At 44.2% G+C, this 25,193-nt stretch carries 24 protein-coding genes and 1 tRNA gene; 10 read left to right on the top strand and 15 right to left on the bottom strand.

Annotation, left to right across the window (positions count from 1 at the left end; genetic code table 11):
* Window positions 1-91 precede the first annotated feature (91 nt).
* The 4 genes from G458_RS0105045 (at window position 92) to G458_RS0105030 (ending at window position 2,722) form a co-directional block, all read left to right on the top strand.
* Window positions 92-862 (top strand): SAM hydrolase/SAM-dependent halogenase family protein, encoded by a 771-nt coding sequence (locus tag G458_RS0105045; RefSeq protein ID WP_026950938.1) that lies wholly within the window; start codon window positions 92-94, stop codon window positions 860-862.
* A complete protein-coding gene (locus G458_RS0105040) occupies window positions 862-1,158 on the top strand; it encodes a putative quinol monooxygenase (RefSeq protein ID WP_026950937.1) in 297 nt (98 codons plus the stop codon). Before G458_RS0105045 ends, G458_RS0105040 begins: the two co-directional genes overlap by 1 nt.
* A 71-nt stretch (window positions 1,159-1,229) precedes the next feature.
* Window positions 1,230-1,313, top strand: a tRNA-Leu gene (locus tag G458_RS0105035).
* Between the two features lie 224 nt (window positions 1,314-1,537).
* Window positions 1,538-2,722, top strand: a complete 1,185-nt coding sequence (locus tag G458_RS0105030) for an ATP-binding protein (RefSeq protein WP_026950936.1) — start codon at window positions 1,538-1,540, stop codon at window positions 2,720-2,722.
* An 18-nt stretch (window positions 2,723-2,740) separates the two neighbouring features.
* Here the strand turns inward: G458_RS0105030 and G458_RS0105025 are convergent, their stop codons facing one another.
* Genes G458_RS0105025 through G458_RS0105015 form a run of 3 tightly spaced genes read right to left on the bottom strand, consistent with a single transcriptional unit; the run spans window position 2,741 to window position 6,449 of the window.
* Entirely contained in the window at window positions 2,741-3,220 is a 480-nt protein-coding gene (locus tag G458_RS0105025) for a hypothetical protein (RefSeq protein WP_026950935.1), read from the bottom strand.
* Between the two features lie 33 nt (window positions 3,221-3,253).
* On the bottom strand, window positions 3,254-5,779 hold the full coding sequence (locus G458_RS0105020; RefSeq protein WP_026950934.1) for an ABC transporter permease: 2,526 nt from the start codon (window positions 5,777-5,779) through the stop codon (window positions 3,254-3,256).
* Entirely contained in the window at window positions 5,772-6,449 is a 678-nt protein-coding gene (locus G458_RS0105015; RefSeq protein ID WP_026950933.1) for an ABC transporter ATP-binding protein, read from the bottom strand. Before G458_RS0105015 ends, G458_RS0105020 begins: the two co-directional genes overlap by 8 nt.
* Before the next feature lie 250 nt (window positions 6,450-6,699).
* Here G458_RS0105015 and G458_RS0105010 point away from each other — a divergent pair, with 250 nt between their 5' ends.
* The 6 genes from G458_RS0105010 to G458_RS20225 all read left to right on the top strand — a co-directional run bounded on the left by G458_RS0105010 (window position 6,700) and on the right by G458_RS20225 (window position 15,068).
* Window positions 6,700-7,386 (top strand): arylesterase, encoded by a 687-nt coding sequence (locus tag G458_RS0105010; protein WP_026950932.1) that lies wholly within the window; start codon window positions 6,700-6,702, stop codon window positions 7,384-7,386.
* A gap of 155 nt (window positions 7,387-7,541) precedes the next feature.
* A complete protein-coding gene (locus tag G458_RS0105005) occupies window positions 7,542-9,284 on the top strand; it encodes a GMC oxidoreductase (RefSeq protein ID WP_026950931.1) in 1,743 nt (580 codons plus the stop codon).
* A 3-nt stretch (window positions 9,285-9,287) separates the two neighbouring features.
* Complete coding sequence (locus G458_RS0105000) at window positions 9,288-9,992, top strand: gluconate 2-dehydrogenase subunit 3 family protein (RefSeq protein ID WP_026950930.1); 705 nt, start codon at window positions 9,288-9,290, stop codon at window positions 9,990-9,992.
* Window positions 9,993-10,077: 85 nt separating this feature from the next.
* Complete coding sequence (locus G458_RS0104995; protein WP_245579230.1) at window positions 10,078-11,139, top strand: DUF6340 family protein; 1,062 nt, start codon at window positions 10,078-10,080, stop codon at window positions 11,137-11,139.
* 52 nt (window positions 11,140-11,191) lie between these two features.
* Window positions 11,192-12,469, top strand: coding sequence for a hypothetical protein (locus tag G458_RS0104990; protein WP_026950928.1), 1,278 nt, complete (start codon window positions 11,192-11,194; stop codon window positions 12,467-12,469).
* A 91-nt stretch (window positions 12,470-12,560) separates the two neighbouring features.
* A complete protein-coding gene (locus G458_RS20225; protein WP_084438826.1) occupies window positions 12,561-15,068 on the top strand; it encodes a WD40/YVTN/BNR-like repeat-containing protein in 2,508 nt (835 codons plus the stop codon).
* A gap of 60 nt (window positions 15,069-15,128) precedes the next feature.
* On the opposite strand, the gene G458_RS0104980 is transcribed toward G458_RS20225, so the two are convergent.
* From G458_RS0104980 to G458_RS0104925, 12 genes are all read right to left on the bottom strand, one after another.
* Window positions 15,129-15,728, bottom strand: coding sequence for a porin family protein (locus tag G458_RS0104980; RefSeq protein ID WP_026950927.1), 600 nt, complete (start codon window positions 15,726-15,728; stop codon window positions 15,129-15,131).
* Between the two features lie 70 nt (window positions 15,729-15,798).
* Window positions 15,799-16,170: a response regulator gene (locus G458_RS0104975; protein ID WP_026950926.1), complete on the bottom strand. Its 372-nt coding sequence runs from the start codon at window positions 16,168-16,170 to the stop codon at window positions 15,799-15,801.
* 96 nt (window positions 16,171-16,266) lie between these two features.
* Window positions 16,267-17,652, bottom strand: a complete 1,386-nt coding sequence (locus G458_RS0104970) for a sodium-dependent transporter (protein ID WP_026950925.1) — start codon at window positions 17,650-17,652, stop codon at window positions 16,267-16,269.
* A 40-nt stretch (window positions 17,653-17,692) separates the two neighbouring features.
* Window positions 17,693-18,628 carry an SDR family oxidoreductase gene (locus G458_RS0104965; protein ID WP_026950924.1) on the bottom strand — a complete coding sequence of 312 codons (936 nt, stop codon included), beginning with the start codon at window positions 18,626-18,628 and terminating at the stop codon, window positions 17,693-17,695.
* Window positions 18,606-19,451, bottom strand: a complete 846-nt coding sequence (locus G458_RS0104960) for a peptidylprolyl isomerase (protein WP_026950923.1) — start codon at window positions 19,449-19,451, stop codon at window positions 18,606-18,608. Before G458_RS0104960 ends, G458_RS0104965 begins: the two co-directional genes overlap by 23 nt.
* A 1-nt stretch (window position 19,452) precedes the next feature.
* The gene (gene hemC / locus G458_RS0104955; RefSeq protein ID WP_026950922.1) at window positions 19,453-20,388 is read right to left on the bottom strand and encodes a hydroxymethylbilane synthase; all 936 of its coding nucleotides are present in this window, start codon (window positions 20,386-20,388) and stop codon (window positions 19,453-19,455) included.
* Window positions 20,389-21,294 carry a 30S ribosomal protein S6--L-glutamate ligase gene (rimK, locus tag G458_RS0104950; protein ID WP_026950921.1) on the bottom strand — a complete coding sequence of 302 codons (906 nt, stop codon included), beginning with the start codon at window positions 21,292-21,294 and terminating at the stop codon, window positions 20,389-20,391.
* Window positions 21,291-21,731: an ATP-dependent zinc protease family protein gene (locus G458_RS0104945; protein WP_026950920.1), complete on the bottom strand. Its 441-nt coding sequence runs from the start codon at window positions 21,729-21,731 to the stop codon at window positions 21,291-21,293. Before G458_RS0104945 ends, rimK begins: the two co-directional genes overlap by 4 nt.
* The gene (locus tag G458_RS0104940; protein ID WP_026950919.1) at window positions 21,731-22,879 is read right to left on the bottom strand and encodes a DNA polymerase III subunit; all 1,149 of its coding nucleotides are present in this window, start codon (window positions 22,877-22,879) and stop codon (window positions 21,731-21,733) included. The genes G458_RS0104945 and G458_RS0104940 overlap by 1 nt, the downstream gene beginning before the upstream one ends.
* Window positions 22,880-22,888: 9 nt before the next feature.
* A complete protein-coding gene (locus tag G458_RS0104935; protein ID WP_026950918.1) occupies window positions 22,889-24,085 on the bottom strand; it encodes a GlmU family protein in 1,197 nt (398 codons plus the stop codon).
* A gap of 69 nt (window positions 24,086-24,154) precedes the next feature.
* Entirely contained in the window at window positions 24,155-24,400 is a 246-nt protein-coding gene (locus G458_RS0104930) for a type B 50S ribosomal protein L31 (protein ID WP_026950917.1), read from the bottom strand.
* Between the two features lie 115 nt (window positions 24,401-24,515).
* Window positions 24,516-25,151: a carboxypeptidase-like regulatory domain-containing protein gene (locus tag G458_RS0104925; RefSeq protein ID WP_157359718.1), complete on the bottom strand. Its 636-nt coding sequence runs from the start codon at window positions 25,149-25,151 to the stop codon at window positions 24,516-24,518.
* Window positions 25,152-25,193 lie beyond the last annotated feature (42 nt).

The raw sequence follows: 25,193 nt of genomic DNA, 5'->3' as shown, positions 1-25,193 counted from the left end.
TTTAATGAAACCTTGAAGGCAAAAGGATAAAATTTCTATTTTTGTTCGCCCCACTCAAACAAAATTACACAATTTTAATCTACTTGCTGGTATGGCATTGGTTACTTTCCTCTCGGATTTTGGGGATCAAGATTATTACGTTTCAGCGGTGAAGGCGAAAATGCTTTCGATTAATCCACAGCTGAACATCATTGATATTTCCCATAAAATTGAGCCCTATGATTTGGAGCATGCAGCTTTTGTGCTGAGGTATTCCTTCCGTGAATTTCCCAAAGGCACCGTGCATCTAGTCGGGATCAACACCACCGGAGCCATGACTCAAGGCTATATCGGTGTCAAATTGGAGGACCATATTTTTGTCGGACCCAATAATGGAATTTTGAGCCTGCTGGCAGATCATGATCCCGGGATAATGGTTCAGTTTGCTGACATCCATCTGCGTGACACTACTTTTCCTACCAAGGATATTTTGGCCCCAATTGCCGCAAAGGTAGCCTCAGGTGCCGCTATCCATGATTTTGGTGGCCCATTGACTAATTTCAAAAAGCTAATGTCCCGTCAGGCCAAAGCGACCAAAGAACATATCATCGGGCATGTGATCCGAATCGATCGCTATGGGAATTTCATCACCAATATCCACAAAGATATTTTTGACAAGCTGAATCCCGGAAAATTCACCTTGCAATTCGGTCGGGAAACGGTCTCCAAACTTCAAACCGGCTATGATCAAGTGGAAGCAGGAGATGCTTATGCATTCTTCAATAGCCTGAATTTATTGGAAATTGGCATTCACCATGGCCATGCAGGAAACTTGCTGGGCTTGAAGCGTGACAGTGTGATCTATATAAACTTTGAATCCTGATGTTGATCCGTATTGTCCGCATGACTTTTCAGCCCGAAAAGGTGGATGCTTTTCTGGAAAACTTCGAGGAACATAAAAATTCCATCAGAAATTTCCCCGGCTGTCGGCATTTGGAGCTTTGGCAGGACCATTCTGAAAAAAATATTTTTATGACCTATAGTTTTTGGGAAAGCGAGGAAGCACTGAATAAGTATCGTGATTCTGAGTTATTTAAATCGGTCTGGGGTTTTACCAAGAGCCTTTTTGCAGAAAAACCTATGGCTTTTAGCACAAAAAAATTGCAAGAAGTGAAGTAAGGGTATTGGAGGGAAAAGAAAATGTTTTCATATTTGCAGCCCGTTCAGGAAGGAACGGAGATAATTGAAATGCCCAGGTGGCGGAATTGGTAGACGCGTTGGTCTCAAACACCAATGAGGTTACACTCGTGCCGGTTCGACTCCGGCCCTGGGTACTCCGTAAAGCTCGCAGGAATGCGGGCTTTTTTTGTTTTCAGCCTCTTGCTGGCAGAAGCTTTTCCAAAGTTTAAATCTTAGGAAAAGTTTTGTTGAGCTGAGCATCAAACTTTCAGATTTCATACTTTCTGGATAAAAAAACCATGTAAATTGAAAGTTAAACTTTCAATTTACATACTTTTTGATTAATTTTCTTGAAATTTGAAAGTCAATCCAGAATCCCATGATCCACCGAGCTCTTGAAAACAAGCTTATCCAAGGCCTGAAATCCATGCCTGTGGTGGTCATTTTGGGACCTAGGCAGGTGGGCAAAACTACGTTGGCTTTGGAGTTTGCCAAGCCTCTTTTGGATAAACCTATTCATTACCTCGACTTGGAGTTGGATTCCGACTTAGCCAAGTTGAATGACCCGGAAAGCTACCTTCGGCAATTTGAAAATCAACTTTTGGTCATCGATGAGGTGCAGCGTAAGCCGGACCTTTTTCGAATTATCCGAGGCCTTGTCGATATCCGAAAACGGGCAGGAGAAAAGGCTGGACATTTCCTACTTCTGGGCTCTGCCTCCAAAGAATTGCTTCAGCAGTCATCTGAGACTTTGGCTGGGAGAATCCGATACCTGGAACTGACTCCCTTCACCGCCACTGAACTCCAACAAAATGATCCTCTAGGGTTCAGTGTGGAGAAACTTTGGTTTAGAGGAGGATTTCCGGATAGCTATCTGGCTGAAAGCGATCAGGAAAGCTGGAACTGGAGACAGGACTTTATCACCACTTATGTAGAAAAAGATATCCCGCTATTTGGACCTCAGGTTCCTGCCACCCGGATGAAGCGATTTTGGACAATGTTAGCCCACTTTCATGGTCAGCAGGCCAATCTGAGCAATATTGGCAAAAGTCTGGACGTGAGTCATACCACTGTCAAAACGTACTTGGACACGCTTCAGGATTTCTTTATGGTAAGACAAGTGCAGCCTTGGTCAGGAAACATCAAAAAAAGGCTGGTCAAGACACCAAAAATTTTCATTCGAGACACGGGCTTACTTCATGGCCTGCTAAGTATTCAAAATTTCGACCAGCTGCATGGTCATCCGATCCTAGGAGCCAGCTGGGAAGGTTTTGTGATAGAAAATATCCTGAACACGATGTCCTCCACCTGGACTCCAAGCTACTATCGCTCGAGCAACCAAGCCGAAATTGATTTGATCTTGGAAAGAAACAACCAGGAGGTGTGGGCAATTGAAGTAAAAAGATCCATAGCACCTTCGCTTTCTGCAGGCTTTCATAATGCCTGTGAGGATATCGGCGCCACCAAAAAATGGGTTATTTACTCAGAAAAGGAGCGTTTCCCGATCAAAAATGAAACGGAAGTGATTGGTTTGATCGAGTTTTTGAGCTTGACAAAGGAATAAACCGGGAAGAATAGTAGATCACTTTTCTTCCCAAAACTTGATACATGAGCAGTATTCCCTCAGTTCACAGCCTTCAGGATTTCCGGTACAATAATCAAATCCCACAAATCCATCTTCCACAATCAGGGTTGGGGTATCTAGCACACCCATCATCAACTCATATTTTCTGGTAATAGGTAGCTTCTTAGGAACATCCAAAGTAAGATTCCACGAAAACATCATTTTCTCAAAAAGAGTCACTACAGCCCTCAACTCCCTGTAAGTGTAGAATTCTATTGGGGGAAAATCCTCTCTTTTTAGCCCGCAGAAACTCCCAAAAGTCGGCTCTGAATCCTGATTCAGCCAACGCTCAATTTCTGCAAAATGAGCTTCCATGGGATCCCGGGAACTATCTTTCTCTTCCGACTTGAAAAAATCATCAGGCCTAAATGCTGCCTGAATATCTTCCAAAAGATACTTGACATATGCCTTCATATCAGAAACATAGCGAAAGATCATGAAATAAGCCCCCTTCCGGAGGCTTATTTCGTTTTACCCATTCCCGCGGAGAATCTCCATCGGAGGTTGATTGATAATTCTGCGGCCATTGAGCCAACCCAACACGATTGTTAGTCCTGTCAAGGCTAAATAGATTACCAAACCTTCTTTCCAGGCCAAGCTAAAATCCATATTGAAGACAAACTCACCCAATAGAAATGTCGCCATAAAGGACAACAGAATCCCGGACAGGGAAGCAAGGGAACCAAGGAAGAAATATTCCAAAGTATTGATTAGACGGACAATGCTAGAGCTGGCACCCAAAGTGCGTAACAAAATACTCTCCCGCATCCGCTGGTATTTGCTGATGATCAGAGAACTGATCAAAACCAAAAGGCCTGTGGCTATAGAGAAAAATGCCATAAACTGAATCACAAAGCTGATTTTCCCCAGAATATCTTCCAAAGTCTCTACGATAGTACCAAGATTGATGATGGAAATGTTTGGAAACTCCCGCACAATCTCCGACTGCACATCGGCCGCCTCTCTGTCATTTTTGGTTTTGGTGATGATCACATGGAATTTGGGGGCTTGTTCCAACACTCCATTTGGAAATAGTACCAGAAAATTGGTAGAAACTTGATTAAACTTCACATCCCGGAAGCTACCAATGTAGGTTTTGATCGGGCGACCTTGGACGTTAAATTCCAATTCATCTCCGATCTTCAAGCCATTTCCTTCTCCAAAACCTTTTTCCAGAGAAACAAAAATACTGTCTCCTCTGGCTCCCAGCGGTATCAAATCCCCGGAAGTCAAAGTCTCTGAGGAAATCAAGGTATCCCGGTAAGTCACTCTAAACTCCCGGTTGTAAAGCCAGCGGCTGTAATTTTCCTCATCAGGCAATTCCTCATTTTCTCGCTTGTCGATGCCATTGATCTCGTTCAGATTCATGGTGACGATAGGCACTTCCTGAATAATCCGCATTTTTCGGTTGGTAACTCTTCCTCTCACAGCGTCCAGCTGAGCGGTTTGAATATCAAACATCAACATATTGGGCTGATCCTCCTTATCGGCAAACCTCGCTTCTTCGAGGAGTTGATTTTGGAGAAAAAACAAAGTGCTGATCATCGCCGTGCCCAGACCTATAGTAGCAATCAGCGAAATTGTCTGGTTGTTCGGGCGGTACAAATTGGCCAAAGCCTGGCGCCAAGGATAACTCAGGGAAATCGGCAGAAACTTCCTCACTGCCCACATGATCAAGTTGCCAACACCCCAAAGGGCCCCAAAGGCCACCAAGACAAATCCTGTAAACCCTACGGCCCAAGTCACTTGCTTGAGGAGATACCAGCTAAATCCGAAAATAAAAAGCAAAATGCCTAACATCACCAACCAGCGAACTGGATCCTTGATCAAGGTGGAATCGGCTGTCTCAGGACGCAAAGTCGCCATCGGAGAAACATTCCTTACTTTAAGAAGTGGCAATAGGGCAAAAAGAACGGAGACAAAAAGACCAGTAATAATTCCAAAGGCCACTGACTTCCATGAAATTCCCACGGTGACTTCCACCGGAAGAAAATCGGAGAATACCACAGGAAGGACAAACTGCAGGAGGGTCCCTAAGAAAGACCCTAAAACCGCTCCTACCAAACCCATGACCATGATCTCGGACAGGTATATCAAAAGCACATCTCTGGAGGCAACACCCAGACAACGTAAGACAGCCACCGAGGCCAATTTTTCCTTGACAAAAACATTTACTGCAGAGGCCACACCCACACATCCCAAAAGCAAGGCGATAAAGGCTACCAAACTCAGGAAGTTGGACAAGTTTCCAAATGAACGGCCCGTAGATCTTTTTCGGTCTTCTACCGTATCCGCATCCACCCGGTCAATTTCCCATTGATCCTCGAAAGGCTTGATCAGTGCTTCTACATCGGTTTCAGGAGTAAACTGGAGGTATCGATTGTATTCTACTCGGCTCCCATACTGAACTAGGCCAGTTCCTTCCAGATATTCCAAGGGAATATACACGGCAGGTGCCACCGTTGCGGTGATTCCGGTCTGGCCGGGCACCTTCTGAAGCTCACCTACAATCACAAAGCTCAAAGCTCCGACTTTGATAGAGTCACCAACTTCGGCATTAAACTGCGCCATCAGGGTCTTTTCTACCAAGGCTTTTTGGCCGCCGCTTCTGAAATCAGCATCTCCTGAGGCCGGGATGGTTTCCAATTTTCCATAGAAAGGAAAATCGCCCTCCAGCGCTCTTACCTGAGTCAGCCTACTGGCACCCGTCTGGGGAAAGGCCACCATGGAAGCAAAATTAACCTCGGAGGCAATCTGGATCGCCATAGAATCCACTTGCTGCTCGCCCAAAGGCTTGTTGTTTTCCAATACCAAATCGGCTCCTAAGAGCTCTTTGGCTTGGTTATCGATGTCTTTGACCAGATTTTCCCCAAAGCTACTTATGGCCACCAAAGCTGCAATCCCGACTACAATGGAGGAAACGAATAAAAGTAGGCGGGAGAGGTTTTTCCGGAAATCCCGGATGGCCATTTTAAGAATCCAATTAAAATCAGGCATGGGCATCCTCCTGGATTTTTCCTCCTTTAATATGAATGATTCGTTGGGTTTTGGCAGCCAACTCCAGATCATGGGTCACCAAGACCAAAGTGGTTCCTTTTTCTTTGTTTAGGTCAAAAATCAATTTTTCGATCATTTCCCCCGTCTCAGTATCCAGGTTACCTGTTGGCTCATCGGCAAAAAGTATCTTGGGTTCATTGGCAAAAGCCCTCGCAATAGACACCCGCTGCTGCTCTCCACCGGAAAGCTGAGTGGGATAATGTGTCGCACGATCCTTCAGTCCCACCTTTTCCAATAGTTCCAGAGCTTTCTCTTTGGCATCTTTCCGTTTTTTTAGTTCCAAAGGCACCATGACATTTTCCAGAGCTGTAAGAGTCGGAAGGAGTTGGAAGTTTTGGAAGATAAATCCGACATCTTTGTTCCGAACTGATGCACGCTGGTCTTCATTGAGCTTTTCCAGAGGATGGCCATTCAGAACTACCGAACCTTCAGTGCCGGAGTCGAGACCTGCGCAAAGGCCCAAAAGAGTGGTTTTACCGCTTCCGGAAGGACCTACAATGGCAATCATTTCCCCTTCTTTGATATCAATATTTACATTTTCCAAAACGGTCAGCTTGCGGCTACCGCTCTGATAGGTTTTACTTAACTTGCGAATGGATAAGATGCTCATGGAAAGCTTGTGGGTTAGGAATTCTAAAGTCAAACGCCTTCAGCGAATCAAATGTTAACCGGAGGATGGGTTTGACTTCCAAAGGATAGTAAAGAAATAAAATTTAGCATGCTTCGCCAAAGACACTCGACAAAGGAGGCAATTCGGTCGACCAACTTAAAAATCAAGGGCAAAAGGTCCTGATTTTATACAATTTCACAATTTACCGGAACCTTTTGCCTGTAAATGCATTAGTAGAAAAAAAATAAATATGAAATTCAGCTCTTTCGCCAAAAGTTTATTTACCCTATCGCTTTTTATCCTGGCTGCTGCCTGCAGCACCACTTCTGAAAAGAAGCAGGAAACGTCCGAAAACACTGAAGTTCAATCCCCCAAGAATGATCAAAAGTCCATCCTGTTTTTCGGAAACAGTCTGACAGCGGGCTACGGCATTGATCCTGAGGATGCTTTTGCAGGCTTGACACAACAAAGGCTGGACAGTCTTGGAATGGAGTACCGGGTAATCAATGGAGGCCTTAGCGGTGAAACCACCGCTGGTGGGCTGAGTCGTCTGGATTGGTTTTTAGAGGAAGAGCCTTACTTGTTTGTCCTGGAATTAGGAGGAAATGACGGTCTTCGCGGAATTCAACTCAGTGAAACCAAAAACAACCTTCTTGCCATTATCGATAAAGTTCAAACCAAATACCCCAACACAAAGATCATCCTCGCAGGAATGCAAATTCCACCCAATATGGGAACCGATTACACTGAGGAGTTTAAGGAAATCTACCCCACTGTGGCGAAGGAAAAGAAAGTAACCTTGATACCTTTCCTCTTGGAAGGAGTAGCCGGAAACCCAGAACTCAACCTGCCCGATGGAATTCATCCTACTGAGGAAGGGCACAAAATTGTGTTTGAAACTGTCTGGCCTTATATCGAATCCAAAATATTATTATAATTCTTATTATGGCATTTTGTTTTTTTTAACTCTCCTGGTTTACCAAATATTATTTTTTCTAGATTCTTCGCCTGAAATTCCAATTCCGGCAATAATTCCTTTCCATACTCGAATTTTTTACTCTATATTTTCGACTTAATTAAAAATTTTGGAAAATGAGCTTTCAAATCAAAGAAACTCCAGACTCCTATGATGTGATCATCGTGGGTTCCGGAGCAGGCGGTGGAATGGCCTCCAAAATCCTCTCTGAAGCTGGCCTAAGTGTTGCTGTAGTTGAAGCAGGGGGAGATTTTGATCCTGCCAAAGATGAAGACCGAACTCAGCTGAGACCACCATGGGAATCTCCTCGCCGAGGAGCCGGCACAAGAATTCGTCCTTTTGGGGACTTTGACCAGGCCATCGGTGGCTGGGATATTGATGGAGAACCTTATACCCGAAAAGACGGAACCCAATTTGATTGGTTTAGATCCAGAATGGTAGGTGGAAGAACCAACCACTGGGGAAGGATTTCTTTGAGATTTGGCCCAAATGATTTCAAAAGAGCAAGCATAGATGGCATGGGAGACGATTGGCCTATTGGCTATGAAGATCTGAAGCCCTATTATGATAAAGTAGATAAGCTAATCGGAGTTTTTGGCTCCAAAGAAGGTATCTACAATGAGCCGGATGGCTTTTTCCTTCCCCCTCCGAAACCTAGACTTCACGAACTTTTCCTCAAAAAGGGAGCTGACAAAGCAGGAATTCCAATGATCCCAGGTCGACTTTCCATGTTGACCAGACCAATCAACAATGAGCGGGGAGTCTGCTTTTTCTGCGCCCAATGTAACCGAGCCTGTCAGGCTTATGCCGATTTCTCTGCAGGAACTTGCTTGGTTCATCCAGCCATGAAAAAAGGCAAAGTGGATCTTTACACCTATTCTATGGTAAGAAAAGTAACCACTAACGACCAAGGAGTGGCAACTGGAGTTTCATTCGTGTCCAAAATAGACATGAAAGAATACAAGCTAAAATCCAGAGTGGTGGTACTAGGTGCCTCCGCCTGTGAGTCTGCGCGTATTTTGATGAATTCTAAATCCAAATCCCATCCAAACGGAATCGGAGGCGATTCTGATGCTTTGGGTCGATACCTCCATGATTCTACCGGAGCTGACAGAATGGGAATTCTTCCTGATCTGATAGACCGTGAGCGGTACAACGAAGATGGTGTGGGCGGAATGCATATGTACACACCATGGTGGGGTGATAACAAAAAATTGGATTTTGCCCGAGGATACCATATCGAGTACTGGGGTGGAATGGGTCAGCCAGCCTACGGAGCAGGAGGAAGCATGGATTCCATGAGAAAATATCTCAAGGATGAATTTGGAAACCCAAGCCCTAACGGAGGCTATGGAGAAGGACTGAAAAAAGACATCCGCAGGATTTATGGATCCACTTTGGGCATGTCCGGACGAGGTGAAAGTATCCCGCAATACACCAATTATTGCGAGATTGACCCGAATGTGGTCGATAAATATGGTATCCCGGTCTTAAGATTCCATTACAAATGGACTGATCAGGAGATTAAGCAGGCCAAGCACATGCAGGACACTTTCGAAGAAATTCTGACCAATGCCGGAGCTATTTTGCTGGGCAACAAACCAGGTCCAGAATCCATGTACGGGCTTGCTGCACCAGGAAGAATCATTCACGAAGTAGGAACAACCCGAATGGGCAACAATGCAAAAACTTCCGTGGTCAATTCCAACTGCCAGGCTCATGATTGTAAAAACGTGTTTGTGGTTGATGCAGGACCTTTTGTGTCTCAGGCAGACAAAAACCCAACATGGACCATTTTGGCCTTGTCCTGGAGAACTTCTGAATACATTGTGGATCAATTGAAACAAAAAAACATCTAAGCCATGAACAGAAGAGAAAATCTAAAATTGCTCTTTACCGGCTCTGTGGGTGCTGGTTTATTGTTGACTGGCTGCGAACCCGAGCAAGTGGCCGTTCAAGGTCAGCTGATCAATGGAGGAACCCCTGGAGGCAGAACCGAAGAGGAAAAAGCCCGTGACGCCAAGTTGCTTTCTGAGACTTTTTTGACAGAGGATGAAAGGAAAAAACTGGACACCTTGGTGGACATTATAATGCCTGCAGATTCTGAGTCTCCTTCTGCCACTGAGCTGAAAGTGACCGATTTTATCGAATTCATAATGAAAGACCAACCCGGAATGCAGACACCGATGAGAGGTGGTTTGATGTGGTTGGATTTTGAAGCAGATGAGCTTTTTGGAAAAAAATTCAATGAGCTTTCTCAAGAGGAAGTCATCAAAATTGTCGATTTGGTTGCTTGGCCCGAAAAAGCCACGCCGGAATACTCAGGTGCGGTGCGTTGGTTTAACATGCTTAGAAACCTTACTTGCTCAGGATATTTCTCCACGGAAGCCGGCTGGAAATATATGGGCTATATGGGAAACAAACCCAATGCCTGGGACGGCGTACCACAGAATGTCCTTGAAAAACACGGTCTTTCTAATCCAGAAAAATACCTCAGCATCTACTTAAAACCTGAGGATCGGGGAAAAGTAGCGGAATGGGACGAAGAAGGAAACCTGATCGGATAATACTCGTAAAGCCTTTTCAATAAAAATCCACTGTATAAACAGTGGATTTTTTTTTACTTCCAGTTTAAAATCAAAAGTACCCTCTATGATGAACAAAAGCCTTCCCAACAGATCAATACTATTGGCTTTTCTTTTCTTGGCATGTTTTACTTCCTGTTCCAAAAATGTAACCATGAACAGATTGGTACCTGCACCTGTAAGCGTACCCAATCATATCCAAAAAATAGTGCTGGTGGACAGAACCAAGCCCCAAAGCGGTGGATTTGCCATTTTGGAGGGTTTGATCACCGGAGAACTTCCCTTTGAAGTCAGAAACTCCATTCAAGCTACTTTGGCCTCCCTCCAGATGACTCTGAATTCCTCTCCAAGATATCAGATTGTCAGAGCCAATGAGCGTTTGACCGGGGGATTTTTTGGCCAAGTTTTCCCCAATCCTTTGGACTGGAATACAGTGAACCAACTTGCTGAAAGCTACTCGGCAGACGCGGTACTTTCGCTGGAAAACTTCAGCTCTGATTTTGTCATCTCCGACCAGCAAAGAACTATCAAGAAAACCATCCGAGAAGGGAATACCACCCGACAGATTGAGGTTCCTGGATTTTATGTAGAAGGAGTTTCTACTGTCAGTGCGGGATTTCGGCTATATGATCCCAAGGGAAAAAGCATTGTTGATCAGCAAAGATTTGAAAAAAGAAATCTTTGGTCAGCAGAAGGAGAAACCAAAGCTCAAGCCCTTGCCCTGCTGATCACCAAAGCAGATGCTGCCAGAATTGTCGGCGAAATGGCCGGAGCTGGATATGCGTACAAAATTGCCCCGATGTTTGCCGAAATTAACCGGGAATTTTTCCCAAAATCCAAAACCGAGCCCTTGGTGGCCAAAGGAGCCAGGCTTGCGGAAGTGGATCGATGGGAAGAAGCTATAGAAATATGGAGAGCTGCCATTCCCGAAGCGGATGAAAAAAGCGCAGGAATGCTCGCTTACAATATTGCCGTTGGTTACGAAGTTTTGGGTTCCTTGGAGCTTGCCAAAGAATGGGCAGGGATGGCCTACACGGATTTTGGGTTGAAAAAGGGCCGTTCCTATGTCAAAACCCTACAAAACCTGATCGGACAACAGGAGATTTTGGAACAACAACTTTCCAGATAATTCTCAAAAGCACTAAAAGCAATTGCTTTTTAATTTTCTAATTGATTAATTCATGAAAAATACTTTTATGAATTACTTTTCAACTATTCTTTACTTTTTTGTTTTGGGCTTTTCTTCGGTCCTGTTTTTCTCTTGCGCAAGCCCCAAAACCAATTCCGAAGAGACCAAAGAAACAGGGCTTATTCTGAAAACCCAGGATTCTGTCCCCTCAGAAAGTAGGAAAAGTGAATCTCAGCATGATTCTTTTGAACAAGTGGATCCTGAACCTGAACAGGACTTCGAATTAAGCCTTGTCGACTCTGTGTTTATCCCAAGCAATGGAATATTGACTTTGCTTTCAGTCCATCCAAGTCAGGATCTGTTTCTTCTGATGGAAGGAATCATGGGAGAAAAGCTGCTTCTTTTTGATCGAAAAGGAAAAATCTTGGCTCAGCACCAAAAGCCCAAAGATGCTCCAGACGGATATGGCGGGGTATGCTCAGGAGCCATATTTTCCGAAGAATCTATATTTGTGCAGGGGATGCAGGGAATTTATGAATTTGACCTCCGTCTGAATTTCAAGCGCAAATACCCCAAAAAGTTTCTTGGCCAGACAGTCATCAGCGGTGGAGATAACATAGCCCCAGCAAAAATTCAGGGGAATGAGGGGATTTTGGTATTTACAGGATTAGCCAAAAACGACTTTCCGACCAATTCTCCAAAGCATTATGAAGAGTTCAACTCCCTGGAATGGTTGGAATTCAACAAAGGGGAACTTCAGCCTATTCTTCCACTTTTGCCATCCAGTTATTTGGCAAAAGCGAATGCAAGCTTTGACTATTATGTGACGCATTTTAAAGTAAGGGGCAATCGACTAACCTATGCTTATCATTTGGAGCCTAGTATCTACGAGGTCAATCTTTTTAGTTTTGATCTTAAACCAAGCCGAAAAGCTTTACCCATTGAAGGTTTTATTTTGGAAAAAGGTTACCCATTTGGCTCCAAAAACACACCGGATGAAAGAAGTCCTTTGGCAGGAAGTATTCAAGGAGTTTATCAAGCTGGGGGATTGGATATGATTGTATTTAAGAAAGGGCTGACAAGGGATCGATTTCCTGTCGGAATTGAAGACCGATATGAGTTCCGAAAAGAAGTCAATCGCAGAAACCCAGAATTCTGGATTCTCCAAACGAAAAACGGTGAATTTACTCCCGAAAAACAGCTTGGTACTAAATACAAAATAGTCCGATCCGATTCCAAAGGAAGGATTTGGGCAATTCCAAATTCGGATTATTTGGATTCGGAACCGGAAGGACTTTTGATATTTGAATTGAAAATTACCCAAAAATAAACCATCCGAATCTTCCCTTTTCCGATCAAAAGCAAAGCCACATGACTTTCCCCGCGATTGCTTATATTCCCTTCTGATCAAAAAATTCCACATGAAAAACTCCTCTTATTTTATTCTTGTCGCTGCCGGCCTGATTTCCTATGGATCCTTTGCGCAAGACATCAAACCCACCCCAGAAAAAGCCCTGCAGGAATCTGTAGAAAAACACAAGGCGCTTTTCACCTCCACTCCCCTTCGGGACTTCAAAGCCAGAAATGTAGGCCCTACCAATATGTCCGGCAGAATCGTGGACATCGAAGTCGCAAACAACCCAAATATCTATTACGTCGCCGCCGCCTCAGGTGGTGTATGGAAAACTGTAGACAACGGACAGTCTTTCACTCCCATCTTTGACCATCAGGGCGCCTTGGGAATTGGGGCTATGGCCCTTTCCAAATCCAATAACGACATTCTTTGGGTGGGAACTGGAGAGAACAACTCCAGCCGCTCCACCTATGCCGGTGCCGGCGTCTATAAGTCCACGGACGGAGGTCAAACTTGGGAAATGATGGGCTTGCTCCACTCCCACCATATCGGACAAATCCAGGTTCATCCGACCAACCCGGACATTGTATGGGTGGGTTCTATGGGCTCTTTGTATTCAAAAAACAAAGAACGCGGACTCTATAAAACTACTGACGGAGGGAAATCCTGGAAAAAAGTCCTTTTCATTGACGACAATACCGGGATCATTGACATCAAAGTTCATCCGACCAATCCGGATATTTTATTGGCTTCCAGCTGGGAAAGATTCCGTCAGGCACATGATTTCGTAGGAAATGGAAAAGGCTCCGCAATCTGGAGATCCGAAGACGGCGGAAACACCTGGAAGAAAGCCATAGAAGGCTTCCCTCAGGATGAATTTGTCGGAAGAATCGGATTTGATTTTGCCCAGAGCAATCCAAATGTAGTCTATGCTCTTTTAGACAACCAGGGAAAATCTGATAAACCGACTCCAGAACCTCGAAGAAGAGGCAATCAGCAGCAGGAAGAAAACCCTCTGACATTTGAAAGCTTCAAGACTATGAGCTTGGAAGAAGCTCTCGGGTTGGACGATAAAAAACTCGACGGCTTTTTAAGAAGAAATCAATTCTCAACCAAATACGATGCTGCGGAAATCAAACGTCAGCTCAAAATCGGCAAAATTACCACGACCCAAATTGCCAACTACAACGGTGGAGCCGTAGATGCCAATGCGGCCATGTTTGGTCAGCCGATCAAAGGTGCGGAAGTCTATCGCTCAGAAGATGCAGGCAAAAGCTGGAAGTTGGTTTCGGAATCAGACATTCGAAATCTCTACAATACGTACGGTTATTACTTTGGAGAAATTCGGGTAAGCACTAGCAATCCGGATGAACTATTTGTCCTGGGTGTGCCACTATTGGTCTCCAGAGACGGAGGTAAAAATTTCTCCAGAACCGACTCCATCGGAGACCCTCACTCGGATCACCAAGCGATGTGGATCAACCCAAAAGACAGCAAGCATATCTTGTTGGGCAATGACGGAGGCCTGTACCGTAGCTATGGTGGGGGTGCGATTTGGGACCACTTAAATACCCAAATGCCGATATCTCAATTCTACTCTATTATGGTTGACAATGCCACTCCGTATAACATCTATGGGGGCATGCAGGACAATGGAGTTTGGTATGGTAAGTCCACCAATAAACCTGAAGATCGATGGGAACCCCTTATGGGAGGAGACGGAATGGTCGTGGCGGTAGATACTCGGGACAATGACGTCGTGTACACCGGCTCTCAGTTCGGAAGCTATTTCAGAATCAATAAAAAGACCGGAGAACGCAGAAGAATCACTCCAGGACATGACATAGGCAATGCTCCAAATCGTTGGAACTGGAGAACTCCAGCTGAATTGAGTTATCACAATCAAGATATTGTGTACATGGGTTCTCAGTACGTGTATCAATCTCTGGATCAAGGAAACACCTGGATGACCATTTCTCCAGATTTGACCAAAAACAAGAAAAGCGGCAATGTCCCTTTCGCCACCTTGACTGTGGTAGAGGAATCTCCATTGGAATTTGGGACCATTTATGCAGGTACAGATGACGGAAATGTCTGGATCACGCGTAATAACGGGGGCAATTGGATCAGCCTTAATGCTGGCCTTCCTCAAGATCGATGGGTGAGCAGCATTTCTCCTTCCCGATATAAAGAAGGACGTGTGTACATCACGCTCAATGGCTATAGGTTTGATGAATTCAACACCTATGTGTACATGAGTGAGGATTATGGAAAAACCTGGACTTCGATCAAATCCAATCTTCCGGAAGAATCGACCAACATCATCATTGAAGATCAAAAATTCCCTAATCTGCTTTATCTAGGTACAGATCATGGCCTTTATGTAAGTCTTGACGAAGGCAAAAACTGGAATCTATTCCAAGGACAAATTCCGAATTTAGCCATATATGACATGGTGATACAGCCAAGAGAAAATCATCTCGTAGTAGGTACTCACGGAAGAAGTGTCTATGTCATCGACTTGAAACAAATTCACGAATGGGCCGTGCCGGGTCCGAAAGTCATGGAAAATTAATCTCACAAAAAAGCCTCAGAATTAAGATTCTGAGGCTTTTTTCTTTTGTTACGCTTAGACTTAGAACAGTCTAAAACCCACTGAAAGAACCCATTGATTGATTCTGTTGTCAGTGCTGTATTGACCAATATTTTCAGTGACTTTGGACAGTCCTCCTTCATATTTTCCTTCGACTGAAAGATTACCGATATCCACTCCTAATCCAGCTTGGTATCCAAAAGTCGCCTCCTTAAAGTTTGCCTCTCTTACGGTATTTGCTGAGTTCTCAAGTTTGGAATTGATGTTTACACTGGCAATGGGACCAGCCATCAGACGGATTACCTTAAACATTCTAATCCCCATCATCAACGGGATATCTAAGCGGTTAAACTCAGCTTTGTAATCTTCTGGAGGATTGCCTCCACTGACACCACCAGGAACAAAGGCAAATTTCCCGCTGGTTTGGGTAAACAATAATTCTGGCTGAACAAAAAATCCCGCTCCTCCAAATCTTCCAAACAAACCGACATGGTATCCTGTCTGCGCATCTGCGGGGACGAATTCTTTACTTTTAAAATCAATTTCGGTGCTACTAAGACCTGCTTTGATTCCGATTCCGTTTTGGGAGAATGCCTGAGTGGTGCCTAGCACTAGCATCAAGCCTAAAAAGAGTTTTTTCATGGTAATTGTGGTTTAGCGTTTCATCAATGTGTAAACGCTCTTTTCACAATTCCCTTGCCAAACAGTCCGATTAATTTATGGCTGCACGGGCACTGGATCTGGCCAAAGCATATAAATCATAAAAATCCATCGGCTTGGCCACTAATTGATCAAAATGCTCGGAGGTTTGTTTTCTAAAAAATTCCACATCTCCGGAAGTAAAGCCGATGGTCGGAATATCCTTGGTGGAATCACATTCCCTGATGTGCTCCAATAGTTCCACACCGTCCATTTCCGGCATCATGATATCCGTCAAGATCACCTGAAAACCAGGGTCAAACTCAAGACATCTTAAGGCTTCTTTCCCGTTTCGGGCCGTAACCACTTCATCATTGGATTTTTCAAATATCCTTCTCAAAATCGTCAGGTGAATAAGATCATCATCTACCAGAAGAACTTTCATGTATTCCAAACCTTAGTTACTTAATTAAGATACGGTTTATTCTTTAATAGAAATAAAAAAAGGGAGCAAAATGCTCCCTTTTCCAAATTTTATTATTTAAGCGGCTTGTGGCGCCCCAAATAGCCCTATCATATTTAGGATCAACAGAATAATTACAATTGGGCAAACCCATTTGATAAAGAAGGCCCAACCAGTGCGATATATTCCTTTGAAACCTGGAGCACCCAAGGCCAATTCATCCGCATATTCGGAAATCTTCTGAGCCCAACCGGTATAAAGGGAAAGCATCAAACAGATCAAGATTACTGCAAATGTTCCAAAAATAAAGTCCATGGCTCCGAAGAATCCTACCAACTCATTGCTCAGGAAAGTAAACCGGATTTCAGCAAAGAAATTTCCTTCAATTGATGAAAGTGCCGATGGAATTGAAAGCAACATCGCTCCAATACCTACAGTCCAAGTAGCTTTCTTTCGGTTCCATTTTCTGTCATCAATCAAATAAGCTACTGGTACTTCCAACATGGAAATGGTAGAAGTCAATGCCGCCACCATCAAGAGAATAAAGAACAAGCCCCCGATGATATTTCCTCCTGGCATCGCATCAAACACTTTTGGCAATACATCAAATACCAAAGCAGGTCCTGCAGCAGGATCTTTACCTGGCAATAGTGCAAATAGCGCTGGGAAAACCATCAAGCCACCCAACAAGGCAACTGCGGTATCCATCCCGGCAATCCATCCGGAAGACTGAATGATGTTGGAGTTTTTAGGCAAATAAGAACCAAAGGTGATCATCAAACCCCATCCTACAGACATGGAGAAAAAGGCTTGACCCAAGGCTTGCAAAACTACTGTCGCATTGATTTTAGAAAAGTCTGGATTCAGATAATACTGGATACCTGCTTCAGCACCTTCCAAGGTTACTGATCTTCCCGCAATAAAGAGAATGATGATGAAAAGGACGGGCATCAAAAACTTAGCAGCCTTTTCAATACCTCCGGATACTCCTCCCAATACAATCAGAATAGTCATCAGGATAAAGAAGAAAGTCAATGGAATCACATAAAGCGGTGTCTCCACAAACTCCTCAAAATCAATAGGAATATTGATGATTTCCGTGAAAATGTAGCCAACAGTCCAACCAGCAATCACAGAATAGTAGCTGAACACAAAGAAACATACCAATACGCAAAGGACTCCGGCCAATTGCCAGAATTTGTTTCCTCCCGTGTCACGGATTGCGCCAATTGGGTTTTTTCCGGATTTTCTACCTAGGGCAATTTCGTTGAAAAGCAAAGGCAAGCCGATAAACAGAACGCAGATGATGTAAACAAATACAAAAGCGCCACCACCATTTTCTCCTGTGAGGTAAGGGAATCTCCAGATATTTCCCAATCCTACTGCGGAGCCTGCCGCGGCCATGATAAAGCCCAGACTTGATCCAAATTGACCTCTGTCTTCGTTATTCGAACTAACTGCCATAGATAATGCTAAAGTTAAATTAAGGGGTTTAAACTGCTTTTTAAGACCGGGCTAAGATAATTTGTTTTGCCAAAATACCTATCCCCGCTCGAAAAGTTTTCGGCTCGAATCCTAGCTGTTTTCGAGCTTTATCGATGATAAAGCCTGTTTTCATCGGTCTTCTCGCAGGTTGCTTAAACTTGGTAGAATCAGTTTTCTTGATTAAGTCTTTGTTAAGCTGAAAATAATCCGCCGTCTCCATTGCCATCTCATAAGGAGTCAAAAGATCCGACCCAGAAATATTAAATACTCCCAAGGCCCTTTGCTCTGCAATCAAAATACAGCCCAAAGCCAAGTCTTCAGCCAAGGTCGGAGTTCTCACCTGATCATCCACCACTTGGATTTCTTTGCCCTGCTCCAACGAAGATTTGACCCAAAGAATAATATTGGTACGGCTCAAATCATTGGCAATGCCATATACCAAAACAGTCCTTGCGATTGACCAATCCAACTTGGAATTTTTGACAATTTGCTCACCTGCCAATTTGGATTCCCCATAAAAATTAACAGGATCGGGCTCAGCTTCTTCATCATAGGGGTTATGGCCATCTTCTCCGGAAAAAATGAAATCCGTGGAAACGAAAATGAAATGGGAACCTATCTTTTCAGCCGCTTTCACTAAGTATTCTGTGGCTTTTACATTCGCCAAAACACAGGCTTCTTGATTAAGCTCACATTCATCAACATGGGTCATGGCGGCACCATGAATGATGGTTTCTGGTGCCAATTCCTGAAGAACTTCCTCCACTTGCTTAGGATTAGTGATGTCCAAAGACATATAGGAATACCCTTCTCCCGTCAATCGGCAATCCCCTTTTCCTGAAGCAATCACCTCAAAGGACCCTCTTTCCACCAATTGCTCGACTAGCTTTTGGCCTAAAAGCCCATTGGCTCCGGTGATTAATATTTTTGGTTTACTGGATTGCTGGATAGACATAGCCAAATTCTTTTTCAATTTTCTTTCGTGATACTTTTTCGACACTCACTTTCATGTATACGGGTTGATTGGGCACTTCCCGGGTCGTGGGTTCAGCGGCAATTTTATCCACCACGTCCAAACCGGACAGTACTTCTCCAAAGACAGTGTATTCAAAATCCAAGTGAGGAGTTCCTCCTACTTCCGCATAAGCTTTGATTTGCTCGGGGGTATAGTCTTTCGTGAGTTTTATCTTCAATGTCTCCTGGATTTCATCTCTTTTGGAAAGCAACAAATTCGTCAGACTATCAAACTTTTCTTCTTGAAACAAGCGGGTATATTCCTGCTTTAAGGCCTGCTGAGTACCAAGTTGCATAAATTGAAAAACAGCCTTTTGCAAAGCCGTAAAATCAGTAGTCAGCTCCAATTCCTCATAGGTTCTTCCCTGCACAATGTAAAATTGAGATCCATTGCTACGCTTTTGTGGGTTGATATTGTCTCCCTGTCTTGCAGCGGCAATCATTCCTTTTCGGTGAATATGGTTGGAGCGGATTTCAGCAGGAAGAGTAGGCCACTCTTGAGCTGGAAGCCCTTCCTTTCCAAAGACATCACCACCTTGCACCATAAAACCTTGGATTACCCGATGAAAGGTCGTCGAATCGAATCTTCCTGCCTTCGCCAGCTCAATGAAATTGTTTTTATGCTCCGGAGTATCGTCAAAAAGAATGGCTTTGATCTCTCCATGCCTAGTTGTAATGGTGATCAGATAATCTTTGTCTTTTCCACACGCCCAAGAACTCCAAAGAACCATGGCCAAAAAGACTCCTCTTACTAATGTTTTCATATCAGGATTGTGCTTTTTTTATTTCTGCTAGGATTTCTTTTCCCCCAGCGTCTAGAACTTTTCCAGCCAAGGTTTCGCCTAGTTTTTCGGGGGCAGAAGAGGATCCTTTTACTTCGAAAGAAATGCGGTTTTTCCCATCTAGGCTGATTATTCCCCCATTCAGGCTCAACTGACCTTGAGATAATTTTGCTAGCGCAAAAACCGGGATACTACATCCTCCCTCTAAGACCCTCAGGTAAGCTCGTTCGGCTCGAAGTCTAGCTTCGGTCTCCGGATGGTTACAAGCATCAATGATTTGAGAGCGCAAACTTGGGTCAAGTTTCTTGGCGGATTCAACGGCCACTGAACCCTGTCCCACAGCTGGTGTGAACTCTTCCAAATCCAAATACTCCACAATCATCTCCTCATATCCCATCCGGTGTACTCCTGCATAAGCTAAAAGCAAAGCATCACAAAGACCTTCTTCCATTTTCCGGATTCTAGTCTGGAGATTTCCCCGGACATCAACAGTTTGAATATGGGGGTAAAAATGCTTCAGAGTAGCAATTCTCCTCGTTGAGGAAGTACCTAAGACAAATGGCTTGGAAGAATCCCGAAGGGAAATATCTTTTTTTCGGGAAAGAATGATGTCATTTTCTTTTTCTCTTTCAGTAAAAGCGATGATCTCAAACTCCTCCCCTAGGTTGGACTGCATGTCTTTTGCCGAATGCACCGCAATGTCAATTCTTCCATCCAAAAGCTGATCTTCCAGCTCTTGAGTAAAAACTCCTTTGGAACCAATCTTCGCGATAGACACATCCAGAATTTGGTCTCCTTTGGTGTCAATGATCACTATCTGGGATTCCAGCCCCGCCTTTTTCAATAATTCTTCCACGTGATAGGCTTGCCAGAGGGCCAGCTTACTTCCACGGGTTCCGATTTTAATCGCTCGATTCATTTAGTGTTTTTCTCTTTTGGAAGATCTTTTTTTGACACCATCTTCCACAAATTTGATGATTTCTCCGGCCACATTCACGCCCGTGGCAGCTTCAATTCCTTCCAAACCCGGGGAACTGTTTACCTCCAAAATCAAAGGTCCTCTTGCAGACTGAAGCATATCCACCCCAGCAACATCCAAGCCTAAGGCTTTTGCTGCGTTCAGTGCCGCCAACCTTTCGGCTCGAGAAAGCTTGATGACAGTCGCTACTCCTCCCCGGTGAAGATTGGAGCGAAACTCCCCTTCTGCTCCTTGGCGCTTCATTGCACCCACTACTTTTCCATTGACCACAAAGGCACGGATATCTGCTCCTTTGGCCTCACGGATAAATTCCTGAACAATGATTCTCGCTTTCAAGCCATGAAAGGCTTCGATTACGGATTGGGCTGCTTTTTTTGTTTCTGCCAAGACCACCCCAAGTCCTTGAGTTCCTTCCAGGAGTTTGATGATCACCGGCGCACCGCCGACTTGCTCCAGCAGTTGCTTTTCTCCCCCTTTGGAAAAATTGGTAAAAGCAGTTTTGGGCATTCCCAAACCGTTTCTGGAAAGAATCTGCAAACTTCTAAGCTTGTCTCTGCTTCGAACTACTGCCTGGGAATTGACTACTGAAAACGCACCCATCAATTCAAATTGACGGACTACCGCAGTGCCATAAAAGGTAATAGAAGCCCCAATCCTGGGAATGATGGCATCAATGCCTTCGAGCTTTTGTCCTTTATAAATGATAGAAGGACCTTCCTGCTCAATGATCAAATCACAAAGGCTATGATCTACGATCATGGCCTCATGACCTGCCTTTTGAATTTCCTCAAAAAGTCTTCGGGTAGAGTATAATTTAGGGTTCCTCGAAAGGATAGCAATTTTCATTTGTGGTGTCGGTAGGGTTTTCCCATGTTGATTTTGGATACATCGACGAGGAATTTTCCCCGAAGAATTTTTCGTCCCAGCAGGATGGAGTTTTTCATGCTGGATCGATCCGTAAGCGTAAATTCTGCACGGAAAGTCTCTCCGGCAAGTTGGATTTTTGTTTCAATCAAAAATCTCACCTCGGTCTGCCCAAAGGAGTTTTTGACCTTTTTTTCTCTGAATTTTTCAAACTCCAAGGTTTTTCCGGAGAATTTCTGGTGTCCGGGCAACAAGGCCTGAAATTTCAGGACCGTTTTCCCGTCTTTTTCCTCGAGCCGAATCTCTTCGGCGTGAAGGCTGCTCGTGTAGGCTCCAGTATCGATTTTGGCCCAAACCAGATTCAAACCTAATTCCGGGAGGGTGATTTTTTCTTTTCTTCCAATGATTTTAGCTCCCATTATTTTAAGGTTTTGGCCATCATCAGGAAGATTTCCATGGAAAGATCCGTAAAAATCATTTTCGCATTTCCATTTCGCTCCAAGTGATAATGAGCTTGGTTAAAAGCTTGGTATAATTGCTGAGCATGATCCTCGGTCAGGACATTTTTGCTGATTTTATTGATAAAATCTCTATCCTCCTCCGTAGTACGAAGCAAATTATCCAGGTCGAGGTTTTTCAACAAAATTTCACGAGCTACATTCAAGCCGGCTAGCATCAGAGATTTTTGTGCCTCTTTGTCATACTTATGAAACTCATCCGATAGGGCAAAAATATCTTTTAAATTTCTGGAGGCACACATTCTGAACCAATCTCTAACTTGTCTGACAGTCTGGTCCTCCACCTGATCCAACAACCGATAGGCTTCCCGAAGGTTTCCATCGGCAAGCATGGCGATTTGCTCCGCGGCTTTAGCTTCACAAAGGCCTGAGCTCACCAGGTGATCTTGTATTTCCTCATCCGAAAAGGCCCTTACGAGAATCTTTTGTGTTCTCGAAAGGATGGTAGTGAGTAGCTGATCGGCTTGGGAAGTGACCAACATGAAAATGGTTTTGGCTGGCGGTTCTTCGATGATTTTCAGCAAAGAGTTAGCCGCAGAAGGGTGAAGGTACTCAGGAGCCCAGAGGAGCATAATCTTGTATCCTCCCTCAAATGACATCAAGGAGAGGGTTTGAATGATCTTACGGGCAGCATTTTTGGAAATGTTCAATTGCTTTTTTTCAAAGCCATTGAAATAGATAAAATCATGGACATTGCCATAAGGCTGCTCGGTGACAAATTTTCTCCAATTCCCGAGAATATCTGTTTTGGCGTCCTTCTCATCGTCCTCTTTCTCGTCCTCCTTGCTGGAAGCCACTACCGGAAAGGCAAAGTTTAGATCTGGAAGGATCAGCTTTTTCATCCGCTGACAGGAAGAGCAAGTCCCGCAAGAGTCCTTCCCATCCTTGTTTTCACAAAAGAGATAAGTAGCCAAGGCCAGGGCCAAGGTCAAATTTGCCGAACCTTCGGGGCCATGGAATAGCAGCGCATGCGCCAGATGATTATTCTCAACGGCGTGGAGTAGCTTTTCTTTGGTCTCGGATAAACCTGGAATTTCTGAAAACTGCATAGATGACGATCAGGAGGTTTTATCCCAAATTCTATAGGATTTGGTCAATTCAAAAACCCTGGCCAATATTTCTTTTTCTTCCTCGGTCCATTCTTTACCCCTTCTTCCAAATACTGCCTTGGCAGTCTCCTCGAATTTAGGGATTGAGAAAGTGGTAAATCCGGCTGCGCCACCCCAGGAAAAGGATGGGATAAAATTCCGGGGAAAGCCGTCTCCAAAAATATTGGCTCCCACTCCGACCACTGTTCCGGTATTAAACATGGTATTGATTCCGCATTTGCTGTGGTCTCCCATCATCAGCCCACAAAATTGTAAACCGGTATTTGAGAATCCTCCTTTGGTATAATCCCAAACTTTGACGGGAGCATAGTTATTTTTCAAGTTGGAGGTATTTGTATCTGCCCCAAGATTGCACCATTCTCCAATCACCGAATTGCCCAAAAATCCTTCATGGCCTTTATTAGAATAGCCAAAAATGACTGAATTGGACACCTCTCCGCCTACTTTGGAATACGGACCCACTGTAGTGTCACCCCTGAGCTTCGCCCCCATATTGATCGTGGAGCCCTCACAAAGGGCAAAAGGTCCGCGAATCAGGGATCCTTCCTGGATTTCTGTGTTTTTTCCAATATAGATGGGTCCGGCTTCCGCATTGAGGACGGCTGCCTTGATTTTAGCTCCTTCTTCAATAAAAATATTTTCAGCACCATAGACTATGGTGTGCTGATCTTGGATTTTCTGGGACACTCTCCCATGAGTAATCAGTTCGAAATCCTTTCGGATTTCGGAGGCATTGAACTGAAAAATATTCCATGTTTTCTGAAGCAATGCCGGCTCATGGGGCAGTTGGACAACATCCTTTTCCGCCAGCGTTGAAAGGTTTTTTTCGGTCTCGCCGATATAGCCGGCCAACAGAGTCTTACCGGAAAACAAGGCTTCGGTTTCTTTTAAGTTTTGTAGAATCTCCCAATCTCCTTTTTGAGGCATCCAGGCTCCATTAATTGCCAACGCCTTCAAAGAAGTCGCTGGGAATTTTTTCTGAAGGTAATCCTGTGTCAAATAGGAAATTTCAGCTCCGGAAAGCTTTTTCCACTTTTCAGAAATCTTCAGGATGCCCACCCGAATATCTGCTACAGGACGGGTAAAGGTAAAAGGAAGAAGTGATCCACGGATTGCTGGATCGTCAAACAAAAGGACTTGCATCATAGGGCAAAAATAAAAAAGTCTCCCGGAATCCATGCTCCGGGAGACTTTTTAGAAAAGTGAGGAGAAGAATTACTTCTTCGCGTATCTTTTGTTGAATTTCTCCACTCTACCTGCGGTGTCAAGAAGCATTTTCTTACCGGTATAGAATGGGTGAGACTCAGAGCTCACTTCGATCTTGTACACTGGATATGTTTTGCCGTCAGTCCACTCGATTGTCTCAGAAGTCTCGATAGTAGATTTGGTCAAAAACTTGAACTCGCTAGAGGTATCGTAGAATACTACGTCTCTGTAGTTTGGATGAATATCTTTTTTCATATGATTAGCTAGTTTTCTTTCGCCTTTTTGAAATGAGGCACAAAGATATCCTTTTAAACAAAACTCACCAAATCTTTCCCGAGGATTTATTTGAATTACCACGAGGGAAGGCTAATTATTTGCTTTTCAGGTCACCCCGCTTGATAGACTTGATAAACTGTGACCAGGCAAAAGGGTCCAAAATCCTCAAAGGTCTCGGCCCATATAAGTCCTGATTTTGCAGCAATTGCCCTTGCTGGAAATATCGGAAATTCTCATTTGCTGAAGACGGCATGGTCTCAGCCCATCGCAGGAGCATCTCTGGGCTCATATTGGTCCGGCTAATGGACATAGGATCTACCACATTCATCGCCACCACCGCTTTCTTGAATTCCTCTTCTGTCGGATAAGGCATGACTTCGATCTCCGCCAAGGCAATCTCATCCACTTCCATAGTCAAGATTAGGCTGATTCTGTCATTCTCGACAGTTTCTGGAACTTTAAAGGTCTGCTTTTTCAATCCAATGAAGGTAAAAACCACGCTATCCCCTTCGAGCACAGGCATGGAAAAGTATCCAAAGCGACCTGACACCGTCCCTCTTCCTTTTTTGGGCACGTAGATATTGACTCCGGGGACAGCATCTGTGCTGTCTGAATTCAAAATAATCCCCGAAAGCTGGATAACCTTTTTATCCTGCCGGTCTTGGGCAAAAGTATTTTCGGAGATGAAAAAGATCCCCAAAACCAATACAAAAGGAAGTAAAGCTGTAATTTTCACGTAGTGTTTTCTATAGAGTACGCTCCGAATGCGGCG

It is taken from the genome of Algoriphagus mannitolivorans DSM 15301 (assembly GCF_000429425.1).
Classification (GTDB): domain Bacteria; phylum Bacteroidota; class Bacteroidia; order Cytophagales; family Cyclobacteriaceae; genus Algoriphagus; species Algoriphagus mannitolivorans.
This window is presented reverse-complemented; position numbering and strand designations above follow the sequence as displayed.